Here is a 19,028-nt window from a genome sequence, read left to right as displayed (position 1 = left end):
AGGAATGGATACAGCACCACCGGCAGTGAAGGTCGGCCTGGTCGCCGGCGGACTCGGCGCCTACTGGCCGCAGTTCCCGGATCTGCTGCCGCAGCTCAAGCGGTCCGCCGAGCGCGTCTCGGAGCGGATGCGGGGGCTCGGCGCCGAGGTGGTCGACGTCGGGTTCATCTCCGACGCGCAGGAGGGCGCGGCAGCGGCCGAGAAGCTGCGCGCCGCCGGCTGCGACATCATCGTCGGCTTCCTCACCACCTACATGACCGCGACGATGCTGGTCCCGGTCGCGCAGCGGGCGGACGCGCCGGTCCTGCTGATCAACCTGCAGCCGACCGAGTCGATGGACCACGCCGCCTTCGACACCGGGCAGTGGCTCGCCTACTGCGGCGCCTGCCCGCTGCCGGAGATGGCGAACGCGTTCGCGCGCTGCGGCGTCCCGTTCCGCTCGGTCTCGGGGTACCTGGAGGACGAGCGGGCCTGGACGAAGATCGGCCGCTGGGTGCGCGCCGCCGGGGTGCGGGCCGCGCTGCGCCGGGGCCGGCACGGGCTGATGGGCCACCTCTACCCGGGCATGCTGGACGTGTCCACCGACCTGACGCTGGTCAGCGCCAACTTCGGCGGGCACGTCGAGGTGCTGGAGTTCGACGACCTGCGGGTCCGGGTGGAGCAGGTCACGGGCGCCGAGACGGCCGCGAAGAAGGCCGAGGCGGAGAAGATCTTCGAGCTGGACGGCTCCGTCAACGACGACGACCTCGCCTGGGCGGCCCGCGTCGCGGTCGGCCTGGACCGGCTCGCCGAGGACTTCGAGCTGGACAGCCTCGCCTACTACCACCGCGGCCTGGACGGCGAGGTCCACGAGCGGCTCGGCGCCGGGATGATCCTCGGCGCCTCGCTGCTCACCGCCCGCGGCGTCCCGGCGGCGGGGGAGTACGAGCTGCGCACGTCCCTCGCCATGCTGATCGCCGACCGGCTCGGCGCGGGCGGCTCGTTCACCGAGCTGCAGGCCCTGGACTTCCGCCGCGGCCACGTCGAGATGGGCCACGACGGGCCCGCGCACCTGGCGATCAGCGCCCGCCGCCCGCTGCTGCGCGGCCTCGGCGTCTACCACGGCAAGCGCGGCTACGGCGTGTCCGTGGAGTTCGACGTCAAGCACGGGCCCGTCACCGCGTTCGGCATCATCCAGCGCCGCGACGGCCGGTTCGCGTTCGCCGCGTCCGAGGGCGAGACCGTGGACGGCCCGCTGCTGCGGATCGGCAACACCACGTCCCGCGTCGACTTCGGCTGCGACCCCGGCGAGTGGGTGGACGCCTGGTCCGGCACCGGGATCTCGCACCACTGGGCGCTCGGCACCGGCCACCGCATCGCCGACCTGAAGGCCCTGGCCGGCCTCCTGGAGATCGAACTCATCGAGGTGAGGCCCTGAACGCCACCGCGCAGGATCGGGGGATCCACAACTGAGGTGACGGCGCGTCGCGCCCGTGCCCCACCGGGCCGCGGGCTCTGTTCGCCGCGCCCGAAAAACGGAGGAAGATCATGCGGCGAACACCCAGCGCGCTGCGTCCCACGTCCCCACTCCTCGTCCTACCGACGTCCCTCCTCCTCGTTGTCACCGCCGCCGGTGCGGTCCCCGCCGCCGCCTCGCCGGGCGGTGCCGTGAAGGTCGTGCAGACCCGCACCGAGTACGCCGACCGCCCGCTCGGCCTCGACGCCGCACATCCGCGCCTGACCTGGCGGCTCGGGTCGTCCGGGCGCGGGCAGGTGCAGTCCGCGTACGAGGTGCGGGTGGCGTCCTCGTCCGGCCGCCTGTCCTCGCCGGACGTGTGGGACAGCGGGAAGGTGGGCTCCGCGCAGTCCGTGCTCGTCGCCTATGGCGGGCCGGACCTCAAGGCCCGCACCCGCTACTACTGGTCGGTCCGGGTGTGGGACGGGACCGGGCGGCCGTCCAAGTGGAGCAAGGCCACCTGGTGGGAGACCGGCCTGATGGACGGCGCCACCCTCGCCGGGCAGTGGATCGGGCACGACTCGCCACTGCCGCTGCCCACCTCCTTCACCGGGCAGAACGACCCGTCCCAGCTGAAGGCGGGCACCACGCAGGGGCAGACGTTCACCTCCGACAAGCCGGTGACGAAGGTGTCGATCCCGATGCCGACCTGGAACACCGCCGACGCGGACGTGACGATCGCGCTCCACGAGGACGGTCCCGGCGGGGAGGTCCTCGCCCAGCGCCGCGTCGTCGACCACTCCGACAACGCCGAGGCCGCGCTCACCCTCGACACGCCCGCGCCCGCCGGGACGTACTACGTCGAGCAGTCCGACCCGTCCGGGCAGATCGGCTGGTGGAGCCACACCGAAGGCGGCTACGACCACGGGCAGGCGTACAAGGACGGCGAGCCCGCCCCCGGCGACCGCCGGTTCTCGTTCGAGACCGTGACCTCCGGGCCTGACGGCCTGACCTCCCGGCTCCGCAAGGACTTCACCGTGGGGAAGAAGGTCGCGCGGGCCCGGCTGTACTCGACCGCGCTCGGCGTCTACACCGCCGAGATCAACGGCAGGCGCGTCGGGCACGACGAGCTGACGCCCGGCTGGACCGACTACAAGACCCGCGTCCAGTACCAGACCTACGACGTGACGAAGATGCTGCGCGGGGGCGGCAACGCGATCGGCGCCACCCTCGCCCCCGGCTGGTACGCGGGGCACGTCGCGAGCTTCGGCCCCGGCCAGTACGGGCCGCGCCCCTGGCTGCGCGCCCAGCTTCAGATCGACTTCACCGACGGCACGTCGCAGCGGATCGTCACCGACCCGACCTGGCGCAGCGCCACCGGGCCCGTCCTCAGCTCCGACCTGCTGATGGGGGAGCAGTACGACGCCCGCGAGGAGACGCCCGGCTGGAGCCGTCCCCGCTTCGACGCGCAGGCGTGGAAGCCCGTCATCGTCAACGACAAGGCGACGGCGAAGCCCGTGGCGCAGTCCGCCGCGCCCACGCGGATCGAGCGTGAGATCAAGCCGATCGCGGTGACCAGCCCCAAGAAGGGCGTCCACATCTTCGACCTCGGCCAGAACATGGTCGGGACCGTCCGGCTGCGGGTCGCCGGCCAGGCCGGGACGAAGATCACGCTGCGGCACGGCGAGGTCCTGAACAAGGACGGCACCCTCTACACCGCGAACCTTCGCACAGCCAAGGCCACCGACACCTACACGCTCAAGGGCGGCGGCACCGAGACCTACGAGCCCCGCTACACCTTCCACGGCTTCCGCTACGTCGAGGTCACCGGCTACCCCGGCACGCCCGGCAAGGACGCCGTCACGGGACGGGTGGAGCACACCGCCGAGCCGATGACGATGTCGTTCGACACCGACGTGCCGATGCTCGACCAGCTGCACCGCAACATCACGTGGGGGCAGCGCGGCAACTTCCTGTCGATCCCGACCGACACTCCGGCGCGGGACGAGCGGCTCGGCTGGTCCGGCGACATCAACGTGTTCTCCCGCACCGCCACTTACAACATGGACTCGGCCCGGTTCCTCGCCAAGTGGATGCGCGACATGCGCGACTCCCAGACCGCGGACGGCGCCTTCGCCGACATCGCGCCCGTCGTCGGCGGCCTCGGCGGCGGCTCGGCCGGGTGGGGCGACGCGGGCGTCACCGTCCCGTGGAACCTGTACCAGGCGTACGGGGACCGGCAGGTGCTCGAGCGGAACTACCCGGCGATGCGGAAGTGGATCTCCTACCTGGAGAGCCACAGCGACGGGCTGCTGCGGCCCGCGTCCGGGTACGGGGACTGGCTGAACGTCGACGCCGAGACGCCCAAGGACGTCATCGGCACCGCCTACTTCGCGCACGTCGCCGGCCTCGTCGCCCAGGCCGCCCGCGTCCTCGGCCGGCCCGGCGACGCGGCGGAGTACGAGGACCTGGCGAAACGGGTCAAGGAGGCGTTCACCGCCGCGTACCTCAAGGACGGACGGCTGAAGGGCGACACCCAGACCGCCTACGTCCTGGCGCTGTCGATGGACCTGCTGCCCGCCGGCGCCCGCAAGCCCGCCGCCGACCGGCTCGTCGAGCTGGTCGAGGCGCGGGACTGGCACCTGTCCACCGGGTTCCTCGGCACCCCGCGGCTCCTGCCCGTCCTCACCGCGACCGGGCACGGCGACGTCGCCTACCGGCTGCTCCAGCAGAAGACCTTCCCGTCCTGGGGCTACCAGATCGGGAAGGGCGCCACCACGATGTGGGAGCGCTGGGACTCCATCAAGCCGGACGGCTCCTTCCAGGACGCCGCGATGAACTCCTTCAACCACTACGCCTACGGCGCCGTCGGCGAGTGGATGTACGAGAACATCGCCGGCATCGCGGCGGCCGAGCCCGGCTACCACCGCACCGTGATCCGGCCCCGGCCCGGCGGCGACGTCCACCAGGCCGACGCCACCTACGACTCGGTGTACGGGCCGATCTCCAGTCGCTGGAGCCTGCGCGGCGACCGGTTCACCCTCGACGTCTCCGTCCCCGTCAACACCACCGCCGAGGTGTGGGTGCCGGCGGCGAAGGCCGGGGACGTCACCCAGCGGGGCGCGAAGTTCCTGCGCATGCAGGACGGCGCCGCCGTCTTCGAGGTCGGCTCCGGCTCCTACCGGTTCGTGGGGCGGACCCCATGACCGGACCCGTCTCCGGAGGTGTCCCGCGGCGCGAGGTCCTGCGCGCCGCGGGCGCCGGGGCCGCGGCCCTGGCCCTCCCCGCCGTGCTCGCCGGACCGTCCCGCGCCGCCGCCGGCCCACGCCCCGCCGCGCCCTCCACGCGATGGGACACGATGAGTGACACGTGGGTCGCCACCGACGGCCTCGGACGCACCCTGCCGACGCACGCCGAGGTCGGCGGCCCGCGAACCGACCGCTTCGTCGGCGTCTTCTACTTCCTGTGGCTGGGGCAGCACTCGACCAGCGGCCCGCATGACATCAGCCGCATCCTCACCGCGAACCCGGACGCGGTCCATGACACCGACGACCCGGCCTGGGGCCCGATGGGGCACTTCCACCACTGGGCCGAGCCGTACTTCGGGTACTACCTGTCCGACGACGCGTGGGTGATCCGCAGGCACGCCACGATGCTCGCCGACGCGGGCGTCGACACGGTCGTGTTCGACGTGACCAACGGGTTCACCTACAAGGCGAACTACCACACGCTGCTCGACACGTTCGCCGAGGTGCGGGCCGCCGGTGGTACCACCCCGCAGGTGGCGTTCCTCGCGCCGTTCGGCACCCCGCGGCAGGTCGTCACCGACCTCTACGACGACCTCTACAAGCCCGGCATCCACTCCGACCTGTGGTTCCAGTGGGACGGCAAGCCGCTCATCCTCGCCGACCCGGCCCTGCTCGGGGACGGCACGGACGAGATCCGCGGCTTCTTCACCTTCCGCTCCACCCAGCCGACGTACTTCGACGGCCCCGTCAAACCCGACCAGTGGGGCTGGCTGGAGGTCGCGCCGCAGCACGTCTTCCGGGACGGAGACGGCAACGCCGAGCAGATGACGGCCGGTGTCGCGCAGAACGCCGTCGACGGACGGCTCGGCGCCATGAGCGAACCCCGCGCGCTCGGCCGCAGCTACCACGACGGAACGCTTCCCGCCGACGACTCCCGCGCCCCGGAGGGCCTCAACTTCCAGGAGCAGTGGGACCGCGCGCTCGCCACGGACCCGGAGTTCGTCTTCGTGACCGGGTGGAACGAGTGGGTGGCGCAGCGGATGACGTCCTTCAACGGCGTCGAGGCCCCGGTCGTGTTCGTCGACCAGTTCGACTGGGAGCACAGCCGCGACATCGAGCCGCTGCGGGGCGGCGCCGAGGGCGGGTTCCCCGGCGGCAACGCCTACCAGGACGCCTACTACTACCAGCTCGTCGCCAACGTCCGCCGCTACAAGGGCGTCCGGGCGGCACCGCGGGCGTCGGCGCCCCGCACGATCCAGATCAACGGGAGGTTCGGCGACTGGCGCGACGTCGGCCCCGAGTTCCGCGACCACATCGGCGACACCGGCCACCGCGACCATCCCGGCTGGGGCGGCGCCGGGCCCTATGTGAACACGACCGGACGCAACGACATCGTCGCCGCCAAGGTCGCCCGCGACGACCACCACGTCTTCTTCTACGCCCGCACCGGCGAGCCCCTGACCTCGTGGGACGGCCGCAACTGGATGATGCTCCTCCTCTCCGTCGGCGATGACGACGACGGGGGCTGGGAGGGGTTCCGGTTCGCCGTGAACCGGCGCGTCCGCAACGGCCGCCGCACCTGCCTGGAGGCCAGCCGCGGCGGCTGGTCCTGGCGGCACGTCGCCGACCTCTCCTACGCCGCCCGCGGCAACGAGCTGGAGCTCGCGATCCCGAGGCGCCTCATCGGCGCCGGCCCTCGCCGGCCGCTGCGGATCGACTTCAAGTGGATCGACAACATGCAGCGCGACGGCGACGTCCTCGACACCCTGACCAGCGGCGATGCCGCACCCAGCGGGCGCTTCCGCTACCGCTACGCCGAGTGAGGAAGTCCCGTCCCCATGCGCAGAATCCCCCCGAGCCGCGCCGTCGTCCTGGCGGTGCTCTCCTGCCTCCTGCTCACCGCGCTCACCGCCGTCCCCGCGCGGGCGGCGGTCACCACCGGCCTCACCAACTTCGGGCCCGGCGGCGAGCAGGTGACCCGCTACGACACCGACGGCAACGCGGTCGACGCCCACGACGGCGCCATCCAGCGGTTCGGCGACATGTACTACCTGTACGGGACGAGCTACGACTGCGGCTACCAGTGGCAGGTCAACACCTCGTTCTGCGGGTTCAAGGTCTACTCCTCGCCCGACCTCGCGCACTGGACCGACCGCGGATACGTGGTCAAGCCCCGCGACTGCAAGTTCTGCTTCCGCCCGCACGCCGTCTACAACGAGACGACGCACAAGTACGTCCTGTGGGTGAACGACCAGGAGGCGGCGGACAAATTCCGCGTCTACACCGCGCCTCGTCCGACCGGACCGTTCACCGAGCAGCCGGTACCGGACCTGCCCGAGGGGACGCACTGCACCGCCGACCTCGACGTGTTCGTCGACGACGACGGCACCGGCTACCTGGCGTGCAGCAACGCCGGCTGGCACATCGCGGTCATCAAGCTCACCCCCGACTACCTGCGCGCCGCCGGGCCCTACGACGTGACGGGCGTGACCCGGGTCGAGGCGCCGGCGCTGTTCAAGCGGGACGGCGTCTACTACCTCGCGATGTCCGACCCGAACTGCGGCTACTGCACCGGGACCGGGACGTCCTACCTCACCGCCCGCAGCCCGCTCGGCCCGTGGAGCGGCCGCGACGCCTGGACGGCCGAGGGCGGCGCCCTCACCGTGAAGGGCGGCCTCTACGGCCTGTCCCAGCAGGGCGACGATTGGACGGACTACACCTACTCCTTCGATGTCGCACCCCTCCCGGCCACGTCGGGGACGTTCGCGCAGGCCGGGTTCTCCGTCCGGATGAACCGCGACGACTACGGCTACCTGTTCCTGCTGAACGGCACCGGCACGTCCGACGGGAAGCTGACCGTGTTGCGGCGCGCCGGGAAGACGACCGCCAGCCACACCGTCGCCCTCGACAAGCCGATCGTCGCGGGGGAGTGGCACCACGTGTCGGTCACCGCCTCCGGTTCCACCATCACCACCTCGATCGACGGCGTCCAGGTCGACTCCTTCACCGACGCGACGTACCCGGCGGGCAAGGTCGGCGTCCGCGAGTGGAACGGCGCCAACCTGGAGTCGGCGAAGTTCGACAACGTCCGCGTCACCTCGCCCTCGGGTCAGGAACTGCTCGCCGACGACTTCTCCGGTGACCTGTCCCGGTGGGTGGTCCCGACATCAGGCGTCAAGATCACCGAGGACTCGTGCGGCGGCCAGCCCGCGCAGATCGCGACGCTGAGACAGCGCCATGGTGAGCCGCTGTACCTGTACTTCAGCGACCTGTGGAACTTCCACACCAACGAGGCGCTGGCCAACTACTACTGGCAGCCGCTCAAGTTCGCCGACGACGGTTCGATCGCGCCGATCGAGTGCGGCAACGCGACGGTCCGGCTGAACCCGGGGCACCCGGGGCATCAGCGGCCCGTCCCCGGCCTCGACCAGGGCAGCGGCGTGACCGGGTTCCGCACCGGCTGCGACATCGCGGGCGACGTCCGCCGCGAGCAGTCCTTCACCGCCGGACGCGGCGGCCGCCTCGCCTCACTCGCCGTGACCGCCTTCAAGGACGGAACCGAGGAGGGCCGTGTCGAGCGGACGCCGCCGTCCGAGCCGCTGACCGTCGAGATCACCGACGGGTCCCGGACGCTGTGGTCGGAGTCGGTCCCGGCCGGCCGGATCGGCTGGTCGGCGCGCAACCTCACCGTCCACCCGGGGATCCGGATCGAGCGCGGCCACCGGTACACGGTCCGGCTCGGCTCGACGGCTACCCAGGGCTGTTACGGCGTCGCCTACAACGACCACGACCCCTACCGCGGCGGGACGTCGGCCGTCAGCCACGACGGCGGCGCCACGTTCACACCGGAACCCGCCCGCGACCTGAAGTTCTTCACCACCGTGCGGAGGGCCTGACCATGCGCCGAAACCGTCCGGCGCGCGGCGCCGCCGCCGTCGCGCTCCTTCCCCTCGTCCTCGCGTTCGGCGCCGTGCCCGCACGTGCGGACGCCGCCGGGCTGCGGGCCACCGGGCTGCGCACCGACGCGCTCGACGCCCCCATCGGCATCGACGACACGACGCCCACGCTGAGCTGGCGCCTGTCGGCGGCCGGGCACGGCGCCGCGCAGGCCGCCTACCAGGTGGTCGCGGCGACGTCCCGCGACCGGCTCGGCCGCGCCGATCTGTGGGACTCGGGCAAGGTCTCCTCCGGCACCGCGAACGCCGTCTACCGGGGCACGGCGCTCTCCTCGCGCCGCCAGGTGTGGTGGCGGGTCCGGGTCTGGGACGGCTCCGGGCACGCCTCCGGCTGGAGCCGGCCGGCCCGGTTCGAGACGGGCCTGCTCGCCAAGGGCGACTGGTCCGCCAAGTGGATCGGCGACGACCGCTGGCTGAACCGCGCGCCGACCCCGGTCACGGTCGCTCTCCCCGCCGGGACCAAGGCCCGCTACCTGCGGCTGGACGTGACGAAGCTGGGCCTGCCGGTCAAGGAGGGAAGCTCGCTGCCGTCCCGGCTCCAGCTCGCCGAGATCGAGGCGCTCGACCCGTCCGGCACGAACGTCGCGAAGGGCGCGAAGGTGACCGCGTCCGAGGTCCGCGAGTACCCCGGCAAGTGGATGCCCGAATTCGTCACCGACGGGTCGCCCACCACGCAGAAGGCGCCGTTCGGTTACACCAGCCCGGCCTACGGCACCCAGGACCCTGGCCACCACATCTGGCTGCAACTCGACCTGGGCGCGGCCAGGGACATCGCGTCTGTGAAGCTGTATCCGCGCACCGACCTGATGACGAGCGAGGGGAAGACGCCCAACTTCCCCGTCGACTACACCCTGCAGACGTCCGACTCGGCGGACGGTCCGTTCGCCACCGCCAAGACCGTCACCGGCCAGGAACCGCCGCCCGCCTACCAGACGGATTTGCCCCGGCTACCGCTGCTCGCCCGGCAGTTCTCCCTGGGGAGCAAGGTGCGGTCGGCGCGGCTCTACATCACCGCGCTCGGCATTTACGACGCGACGATCAACGGCCGTCCGGTGAGCGACGCCGTCCTCGAACCGCCGAACACCGACTACCGCAAGCGGGTCGAGTACTCCGCCTACGACGTCACGAAACTGCTGCGGCGCGGCGGGAACGCGATCGGCGTCCGGCTCGGCAACGGGGCCTACAACGTCACCGCGACCAACGACCGGTACACCAAGTACGTCGGCGCGCAGGGGCCGCCGAAGCTGCTCGCCCAGCTTGAGGTCACCCTCGACGACGGCACGACGAAGCGGATCGCGACCGACTCGTCCTGGCGGACCGACCTCGGCCCGACCACGTTCACGCACTGGTACGGCGGCGAGGACGAGGACGCCCGCCTCGCGCAGAAGGGCTGGGACGAGCCGTCCGCGGACCTGGGCTCCTGGCACGCCGCGGCCGAGCCGCCGGACCCGGGCATCGCGCTGACCTCGCGCATGTCCCCGGCGATCGTGCCCGTCGGCCGCCGCAAGACGGTCGAGGTGACGGAGCCGAAGAAGGGCACCTACGTCTTCGACCTCGGCGAGAACATCTCCGGATGGCCGCAGATCCGCGCCCGCGGGTCGCGCGGCACGGAACTGACGCTCAAGCCGGGGGAGCGGCTCGGCGCGGACGGCCTCGTCGAGCAGGGCACGATGATCGCCGGCGGGGCGCAGAACCCGCCGATCGAGGACCACTACACCCTCGCGGGGACGGGCACCGAGACCTGGCATCCCCGGTTCGTCTACCACGGGTTCCGGTATCTCCAGGTGACGGGCCTGCCCGCGGAGCCGTCCGGGCAGGCCGTCTCCGCGGTCGTGCTGCGCGCGGGCAACGCCTCCGCAGGGACGTTCGAGAGCTCCGACCTGCTGCTGAACGGCATCCACACGATCATCGACCGGTCGATCCAGGGCAACATGTTCAGCATCCTCACCGACTGCCCGGACCGGGAGAAGCTCGGCTGGCTGGAGGAGACCCAGCTCGTCCAGGGATCGGTCACCCGCAACTACGACGTGGCCGCCTACTACCCGGCGCTGCTGCGGAACATGGCCGAGGCGCAGACGGCGGACGGGCTCGTCCCCGACATCGCGCCCGAGTACGTCCAGTTCTCCGGCGGGGTCCGCGACGACCCCAACTGGGGCAGCGCGATCATCATGGCCGCCTGGCAGCACTACCGGACCTACGGCGACGCCGCCCCGCTGCGCGACTTCTACCCGAACATGCAGCGCTACCTCGACTACCTGACGTCCAAGGCGGACGGGAACCTGCTCGACTACGGCCTCGGCGACTGGGCCGCCGTCGACCAGACCACGCCGCGCGGGATCGCCGCGACCTACGGCTACCAGCGCAGCGCCGCCACGCTCGCCGGCATCGCCAGGCTGCTCGGCAAGAGCGACGACGCCGCCCGCTACACCGAGCTGGCGGGCGACATCGCGACCGCCTTCAACGCGAAGTACCTGGACGAGGCGAAGCACACCTACGGCTCGGGCAGCCAGGCCGGTGGCGCGTTCGCGCTGGACCTCGGCATCGTCCCGGACGACCAGAAGCAGGCCGTCCTCGACCACCTCGTCGCGTCCATCGAGGCCGGCGGACACCACCTGACCGTCGGTGAGATCGCGCTGCCGGCGGTGTTCCGGACGCTGTCGGCGGCGGGCCGCGACGACGTGATCCTCGCGGTCGCGCAGCAGGTCACCAGCCCCAGCTACGGCTACCAGGTGGTGCACGGCGCGACCGCGCTCACCGAGTACTGGGACGGCCCGACCGGTTACGGCTCGCAGAACCACTTCATGCTCGGCGCGATCGACGAGTGGTTCGGCGCCGGGCTCGCCGGGATCCGGCAGGCCGATGACTCGGCCGCCTTCGGGAAGCTCGTCATCAGGCCCGCCGTCGTCGGCGACCTGACCGGCGCCGAGTCCGGCTACGAGACGCCGCGCGGCAAGGTGTCCAGCTCGTGGCGCCGCTCCGGGCACGACCTGCGGCTGGACGTCACCGTCCCGCCGGGGGCGCCCGCACGCGTCGAGGTGCCGCTGCTCGGGGCGTCGGGCGCGAAGGCGCCGTCCGGGGCGAAACCGCTCGGCGTGCAGGACGGCCGGGCCGTGTACGAGGTCGGGTCGGGCTCCTGGACGTTCACCGTCCGCACGGCCGACGCCGTGAAGCAGGACCGGACGCAGCTCACCATCGAGCCGCCGTTCGGCGTGGACATCCCGGTGATCGACGGCAGCCCCACGCAGGCGCGGTTCCGCGTCACCAACCTGGAGCGCCGTGCCGTCACGGTCCCGGTGAAGGCCGCCCCGTCGGACGGCTTCACCGCCACGGCCGGCGACCGGGTCAGGATCCCGGCGGGCGGCTCCGCCGAGGTCCCGATCACGCTCAAGAACACCGGCGCCGGGAAGGACGGGACGGCCACGGTGACGGTCGACGACGAGACCGTGCGGGCCCCGCTGCACGTCACGTCCAACATCGTCCGCACCGCAGGGATGTCGGCGTCCAGCACGCACAGCGGTTCGTCGCCCGCCTGGACCAACGACGGCGGCACCGACTCCGGCGTCTGGCTGAACGGCACCGGCGGCTGGAACGACGACACCGCCGGGACGTTCCCCGACACCCTCACCGCCACCTGGGACGAGCCGCAGCGCATCGGCCGGGTGAAGGTCTTCACGCTGGACTCGCCGAAGTATCCGGCCGCCAAGACCGGTGTGCGCGACTTCGACGTCCAGGCGCAGGCCGACGGCACCTGGACGACGGTCGCGACCGTCGCCGGCAGCACCGCCGGGACGGTCGAGAAGACCTTCGCGCCCGTCTCCGCGTCCGCGCTGCGGCTGGTCGTCCACGACTCCAACGACCACAACTACAGCCGCGTCATCGAGCTTGAGGGGTACGCCTCGTGATCCGTTCCAAGACCCGGCTGCTCGCCGTGCCGGTGGCCGCGCTCATGGCGCTGACAGGGCTCGCGGTCGTCGAGGCGGCCGCGGACGCGCCGTCGTTCGGGCCCGCCGTCCCGGCCCTGACCCGCGGGACCTTCGCCGACCCGCCGGCGTCCGTGCGGCCCAAGTACCGGTGGTGGCAGCCGCTCGCCTACACCGACGACAAGGAGCTCGGCCGCGAGCTCGACCAGATCAAGAGGGCGGGCGGCGGCGGGGCCGAGGTCGCCCCGTTCAGCGTGGAGGGCACCGGCAACAACACCCCGGAGTTCCTGAAGACCTACGGCTGGGGCACCCCGCTGTGGGCCCAGAAGACCCGGACGATGCTGGCCGAGGCCAAGGCCAAGGGGCTCGGCCTGGACTTCACCATCGGCCCGCGCTGGCCCGCGACCGTTCCCACGGTCGACGACGTCAACGATCCGAGCGCCCAGCAGCAGGTCGTCTTCTCCCACGAGTTCCACAAGGGCGGCACCAGCAGGTCCGGTGAGCTGCCGGTGAACTTCGACACCGCACCGCCCGCCGGTGCGAAGCGGACGCTCATCGCCGCGCTCGTCGCCAAGTGCTCCGACGCGGGCTGCGCCTCGTCCAGCGGGCCGCGGATGCTGGATCGCGCCAGCGTCACCGACGTCACCTCCAAGGTGGACGCGCAAGGCGCCCTCAGGGTCGACTTCCCGGGCGACGACAAGAGCACCTACGCGCTGATCGCGTTCTACCAGACGCCCAGCGGGCAGTCCCTGTCCGGCTACACCGCGACCGGCACGAACTACGCCCTCGACCCGTTCAGCGAGGCCGGGGCGAAGGCGACCACGGACTTCTACGACGAGCACATCCTCACCCCCGACGTGCGGAAGCTGCTCGCCCAGCTGGGCGAGAGCGACCTGTTCGAGGACTCCCTCGAACTCGGCAAGACGCAGAAGTGGACGTCCGAGCTGGTCGGGCAGTGGACGAAGCGGCGCGGCTACTCCCCGGTCGAGGTGCTGCCCGCCCTCGCCGGGGCCGGCGACCAGGGCATCACCGACCGGCCGTTCTTCGACTTCGGCGGCGGCGTCGGCGCCCGGGTCCGCACCGACTACCGGCAGACCCTCAGTGACCTCTACATCCGCAACCGGCTCGACGTGCTGCGGGAGTGGGGCCACCGGCACCACATCAGCACCCGCATCCAGCCCTACGGCGTCCCGGTGGACGTCTCCGAGGCCGCCTCCCACATCGACGTGCCCGAGGGCGAGTCGCTGGCGTTCGGGCAGTCGGTCGGGGCCTACAGCAACGTGCAGGACTACCGCGTCGTCGCCACGGGCGCGCACATGTCAGGGCGGCCGGTGGTGTCCGACGAGTGCTGCGCCTTCTCCGGCTCGGTGTGGGGCTCGACGGCCGGCGCCGGATCGGACGCCTCGAACCTGCAGGCGGTCTACCGAGGCTTTGCCGGCGGCGTGAACCAGGTCGTCTGGCACGGCCTCCCCTACCTGAGCAGGGGGCCCGCCGGCGCCGGACCGCAGTCGGCCTGGCCCGGCATGACCTACGGCGGCAACACCTCCTACTCGGAGGCGTGGGGCGACAAGGGCGGCCCGAACTGGGCCGACTACCGCGCGGTCAACGACAACCTGGCCCGGATGCAGCTCGTGCTGCGGCAGGGCAAGCCCCGCTTCGACCTGGCCGTGTACTGGCAGGACTTCGGCATGAACGGCACCGGCACCACCGGGAGCGGGTCCAACAAGCTGATCCAGAGCTCCTCGGCGCTGGCGTCGGCCGGATACACCTACGAGTACCTCAGCCCGGCGCACCTCAAGCGCAAGGACGCCTCCTACTCCCGCGGCGCCCTGTTCGGCGACGGCTCCGCCTACCACGCGGTGCTGCTGAACGACCAGAAGACGATGCCGGTCGCCGCTGCCGAGAAGCTGCTGCGGCTGGCCCGGCAGGGGCTGCCCGTCGTCATCGTCGGGGACGTGCCGAGCGCGGTGCCCGGCGCGGGCGACGCGGCGCGCCAGGACGCCCGCCTGAAGTCGGTGGTCTCCACCCTCCTCCGGCAGCGCGGCGTGGTGCGGGTCGCGAGCGAAGCGGACGCCCCGCGGGCATTGCAGCGCCTCCACGTCGCACCGGCGGCCACGCCGCACGACGGCTCCGGCGCGATCCTCGACGTGCGCCGCAAGGCGGGCTCCACCGACTACTACTACCTCTACAACCAGACGAACACCGCGACCGCGCAGAAGGTCACCCTGACCGGCGACGGCGTCCCCTACAAGCTGGACACCTGGACCGGCAAGATCACGCCGATCACGGACTACACGCCGGGGCACGGCGCCGTCACCGTCCCGGTCCGGCTGGCCGCGAACGATGCGACGGTCATCACGGTCACGCCCCGGCACGACGGCACCTTCACCGGCCACCCGGGGCACCCGGGCCGACCGCGCGAGCACGGCAAGACCGTCCCGCAGGCGGTGAAGCTCGACGAGTGGTCGCTGTCGGTCGACTCCTGGGGACCCGGGGCCTCCGGCCTGCCCGGTGACACCGCGCACAAGACGCTCGGCCCGGTCACGGTCAAGGCCGGGACGGACGGCGCGCTGCCCGCCTGGTCGGCGATCACCCCGGCCAACGGCTACCCGGTGGACCTCAAGGACGTCTCCGGCGTGGGCACCTACACCGCGCACGTCACCCTCGACGGCGGCTGGAAGGGCATCGACGCGGCCGAACTCGACCTCGGGACACCGGTCGACACCGTCCGCGTGAACGTCAACGGGCGCGACCTGCCGTCGCTGAACCAGTCCGATCCGCGGCACGTCCAGGTGGGCCGGTACCTGCGGCCGGGGGCCAACACGATCACCGTGCGGGTCGCGTCCACGCTGCTCAACGCGGTCCGCGTCGCGCCCGGCACCGGAGCCGCGTCGCGGACGCCGATGGACTACGGGCTGTTCGGCCCCGCCACCCTCACCGCGGCCGGCGGCGACCGGCCGGTGCTGACCGCCGAGGCCCTGGAACCGGAGCTGCCGCTGGCGGACGGCGGCTACAACCGCGCGACCGTGCTGGTCACGAACGCGTCCGGCCGCGCGGCGAACGTGGCGGTCGCCGCGGCCGCCGCCGACGGGATCAGCGCGAAGCCGGAGCGGGGCCGCGTCAGGGTGCCCGCCCGCGGCTCGGTGACGGTGCCCGTCGACCTGCGCGACAAGGGCGTCGCGTCCGGCACGAGCACCGTGAAGGTGACAGCGAGCAGCGACGCCGGGCCGTCCGCCACCACGGCGGTGACCCTGCGGCACTCCGGCGACCTCGCCCTCAACCCGGGCGGCACGCCGTTCCCCCGGGTGGTCGCCGACGCCGGCCAGGACCGGTATCCGGCCAAGCTCGCCGTGGACGGATCGCCGAGCACGTTCTGGGTGTCGTGGGGACGCGCCGCCGGCCAGGGGCCGACCCCCGCCGACCCGGTGCGCTACGGGGTCGACTTCGGGGCGCCCGTCGAGTTCGGCTCGGTCGTCGTCGGCGGCCGCTCCAGTTACGGGCCGCGCGACTACGGCGTCCAGGTCTCCTCGGACGGCCGCACCTGGCGCACCGTCGCCACCGCCACCGACACCCCTAAGGAGGGCGGGACGACGGCCTTCGCCAGGGTCAGCGCCCGCTACGTGCGCCTCGACATCACCAGGAGCTGGGACGGCATCGGCGCGAACGTGCAGATGAGCGGGTTCTCCGTCCGCCCGTAGGCCCCATCGACGAACTGGAGGTCAATCCTCATGATCCGCCGTGACATGACTCGTTCCACCGGTTTCCGCGCCGTCCTCGTCGCGACCGTGGCGGCGGCGGCCGTCGCCGGTCCGCCGGGGACCGCGCAGGCCGCGCTGAAGGCCGGGCACGCGCCCGGCACCCCGGCCGGGCTCACCGTGGGGGACCAGGCCCGTCCGCTGAACGTGGAGGGGGCGCCGCTGTTCGGCTGGACGCCCCGCGACCGCGACCCCGGCGAGGTGCAGACCGCGTACGAGATCGTCGTGCGGGACGCGTCGGGCCAGACGGTCTGGGACAGCCGGCGTGTGCGGTCCGGCAGCCAGGAGTACGTGAAGTACGCCGGGCCGCCACTCGCTCCGGAGACGTCCTACACGTGGACGGTCCGTACCTGGGACAAGACGGGTAAGCGCTCTCCGTGGGCGCGGCCCGCCGCGTTCGACACCGGGCTCGCCGACAAGGACTGGCAGGCCACCTGGATCAGGCGGACGACCGGCGAGGCCGACGACTACACCCTCGCCCGCAAGGACTTCACGGTCGGGAGGTCGAGGGTCGTGCGGGCCCGCGCTCACATCGCCGCCGGTCAGCAGTACGCGCTGCACCTGAACGGCCAGACCGTCGACCACGGGCCCGCGTTCGAGTACACCGACGACGGGTTCTACAAGACCGTCGACGTCACGTCCAAGCTGCAGGCAGGTAAGCCCGCCACGATCGGTGCGCTCTACCACTGGTACGGGTCGGGGCAGGGGCGGCCGAAGGGCGAGCCGGGGCTGCTCGTGCGGCTGGTCATCGACCACGCCGACGGGACGCGCCAGGTCGTCGTCACTGACGGGTCGTGGAAGGTGACGCGCGGCCCTTGGAAGAACGCGCCCAAGCGCAACGGCGACGCGGGCGACTACATCGAGGACATCGACGGCACCGCCGCCCCGCTCGGCTGGGACGAGCCTGACTACGACGCCTCCTCCTGGCAGGACCCCCAGGTCGTGGGAGCCCATCCGGCGTCCGGGTTCACGCACCTGCACGGCCAGGAGACCGCGCTTGCGTACCGGAACGTCCGGCCGGTGAAGGTCACGCGGCTGGACTCGGGTGCGCTCGTCGCCGACTTCGGCACGGTGATCCCCGCCGTGCCGGTCGTCCGGTTCCGGGACGGCACCGCCGGACGGCACGTCGACATGCACGCCTCCTACGTCCTCAACGACGACGGGACGGTCTCCCGCTCCAAGGACGACAACCAGTCCACCGACCTCAGCTACGGCTACACCCAGCGGGACGGCGACCAGACGTTCCGGCCGCTGACCTACGTCGGCTTCCGCTACCTGGAGATCGCGCCAGGCTCGGGTGCGAAGCCGGGCGACATCTCCGCCGTCGTCCAGCACAACGAGGTCACGCGCAAGGGCGGTGTGCACACGTCCAACGCGGGGGTGAACGCGGCGTACGACCTGATGGCGAGGTCGGCGCTGTACGGGTCGCAGACGCAGTTCGTCGACACGCCGACCCGCGAGAAGGGCCAGTTCCTCGGCGACTCGGTGGACGTGTCGACCGCGGTGATGGGCGCCTTCGGCGAACGCCGGCTGACCCGGCAGGCGATCCGCGAGTTCATCGCCTCGCAGGCCCGGTACTGGCCGGACGGCCGCCTCAACGCCGTCTACCCCAACGGCGACGGCAAACGCGACATCCCCGACTACACCGAGATGTTCCCCGGCTGGGTGTGGGAGTACTTCGAGCAGTCCGGCGACACGTCCACGCTCGCGGACGCCTACCCGGTGATGAGCGCCGCCGCCGACTACGTCCGCCGCTACATCGCGGACGGGACCGGGCTGGTCACCAACCTGGAGGGCGGCTCCGGGCAGTACAAGTACGGCATCATCGACTGGCCCGCGACCATGCGCTACGGCCACGACATGGACACCGCCGCCCGGACGGTCATCAACGTCCTCGGCGTGGACGTCCTGAACGCCACCGCCCGCGCCGCCGAGGCGCTCGGCAGGACCGGCGACGCCGCCGCGCTGCGCAAGGACGCAGGAACGCTCGCCGGCAACATCAACGCCAAGCTTCGCCGTCCGGACGGCGTCTACATCGACGGCCTCAAGGACGACGGCGCCCAGAGCACGCACGCCTCCCAGATCGCCAACGCCTACGCGCTCGCCTTCGGCGTCGCCCCCGCCGGCACCCGCGGCAAGGTCGAGTCCTACATCGCCGGGCTCGGCCTGCAGATGGGGCCGATGACCGCGCACCGGCTCCTCCAGGCGCTCGGCGACCGTCCCGACGACGTCGTCACCCGCCTCACCGCCACCGAAGGGCCGGGCTGGGGCAACATCCTCGCGCGCGGCGGCACGTTCACGTGGGAGTCGTGGGACGCCCCGGAGACCGGGCAGAGCTCGTCCCACCCGTGGGGCGCGACGTCGCTGGTCGAAGTGCAGCGCACGCTTCTCGGCGTCACCGTGACCGCCCCGGGCTCGTCCGCCGTCCGGATCAAGCCGCCGCTGACCGGGCTGGACCGCGCGTCCGGGACCGTCCCGCTGCAGCGCGGCGACGTCGGCGTCACCTGGAAGCGGGCCGGCCACGGCTTCTCCCTCTCCGTGGACGTGCCCGTGAACGTCCGCGCGGAGATCCACGTCCCGGCGCGTTCGGTGCGGGACGTGCACGTGGCAGGGGCGGGCGGCGCCCGCTTCACCGGGATGAGGGACGGCTACGCCGTCTTCGAAGCCGGCTCCGGCCGACTCTCCTTCCGTTCGAACCACAGCTGAGGAGCCTG

General features: G+C 72.2%; 7 protein-coding genes. All 7 read left to right on the top strand.

The genetic code is table 11. From position 1 onward, the window contains the following. Positions 1 to 4 precede the first annotated feature (4 nt). Positions 5 to 1,417, top strand: a complete 1,413-nt coding sequence (locus tag E1293_RS07340) for an L-fucose/L-arabinose isomerase family protein (RefSeq protein WP_132195184.1) — start codon at positions 5 to 7, stop codon at positions 1,415 to 1,417. A gap of 110 nt (positions 1,418 to 1,527) precedes the next feature. Then, positions 1,528 to 4,641, top strand: coding sequence for a glycoside hydrolase family 78 protein (locus tag E1293_RS07335; protein WP_132195182.1), 3,114 nt, complete (start codon positions 1,528 to 1,530; stop codon positions 4,639 to 4,641). Continuing rightward, positions 4,638 to 6,506, top strand: coding sequence for a hypothetical protein (locus tag E1293_RS07330; RefSeq protein WP_132195180.1), 1,869 nt, complete (start codon positions 4,638 to 4,640; stop codon positions 6,504 to 6,506). Before E1293_RS07335 ends, E1293_RS07330 begins: the two co-directional genes overlap by 4 nt. A 15-nt stretch (positions 6,507 to 6,521) precedes the next feature. Then, a complete protein-coding gene (locus E1293_RS07325; protein WP_132195178.1) occupies positions 6,522 to 8,579 on the top strand; it encodes a family 43 glycosylhydrolase in 2,058 nt (685 codons plus the stop codon). A gap of 2 nt (positions 8,580 to 8,581) precedes the next feature. Further along, complete coding sequence (locus tag E1293_RS07320; protein ID WP_132195176.1) at positions 8,582 to 12,541, top strand: family 78 glycoside hydrolase catalytic domain; 3,960 nt, start codon at positions 8,582 to 8,584, stop codon at positions 12,539 to 12,541. Then, the gene (locus E1293_RS07315) at positions 12,538 to 16,257 is read left to right on the top strand and encodes a glycosyl hydrolase (RefSeq protein WP_132195174.1); all 3,720 of its coding nucleotides are present in this window, start codon (positions 12,538 to 12,540) and stop codon (positions 16,255 to 16,257) included. Before E1293_RS07320 ends, E1293_RS07315 begins: the two co-directional genes overlap by 4 nt. A gap of 45 nt (positions 16,258 to 16,302) precedes the next feature. Further along, on the top strand, positions 16,303 to 19,020 hold the full coding sequence (locus tag E1293_RS07310) for a family 78 glycoside hydrolase catalytic domain (RefSeq protein WP_132195172.1): 2,718 nt from the start codon (positions 16,303 to 16,305) through the stop codon (positions 19,018 to 19,020). Positions 19,021 to 19,028 lie beyond the last annotated feature (8 nt).

The organism is Actinomadura darangshiensis, from assembly GCF_004349235.1.
Taxonomy (GTDB): domain Bacteria; phylum Actinomycetota; class Actinomycetes; order Streptosporangiales; family Streptosporangiaceae; genus Spirillospora; species Spirillospora darangshiensis.
This window is presented reverse-complemented; position numbering and strand designations above follow the sequence as displayed.

Coding starts and splice junctions, on each gene's coding strand:
- E1293_RS07340 (WP_132195184.1), top strand. CDS start 5: ATGGATACAGCACCACCGGCAGTGAAGGTCGGCCTGGTCGCCGGCGGA.
- E1293_RS07335 (WP_132195182.1), top strand. CDS start 1,528: ATGCGGCGAACACCCAGCGCGCTGCGTCCCACGTCCCCACTCCTCGTC.
- E1293_RS07330 (WP_132195180.1), top strand. CDS start 4,638: ATGACCGGACCCGTCTCCGGAGGTGTCCCGCGGCGCGAGGTCCTGCGC.
- E1293_RS07325 (WP_132195178.1), top strand. CDS start 6,522: ATGCGCAGAATCCCCCCGAGCCGCGCCGTCGTCCTGGCGGTGCTCTCC.
- E1293_RS07320 (WP_132195176.1), top strand. CDS start 8,582: ATGCGCCGAAACCGTCCGGCGCGCGGCGCCGCCGCCGTCGCGCTCCTT.
- E1293_RS07310 (WP_132195172.1), top strand. CDS start 16,303: ATGACTCGTTCCACCGGTTTCCGCGCCGTCCTCGTCGCGACCGTGGCG.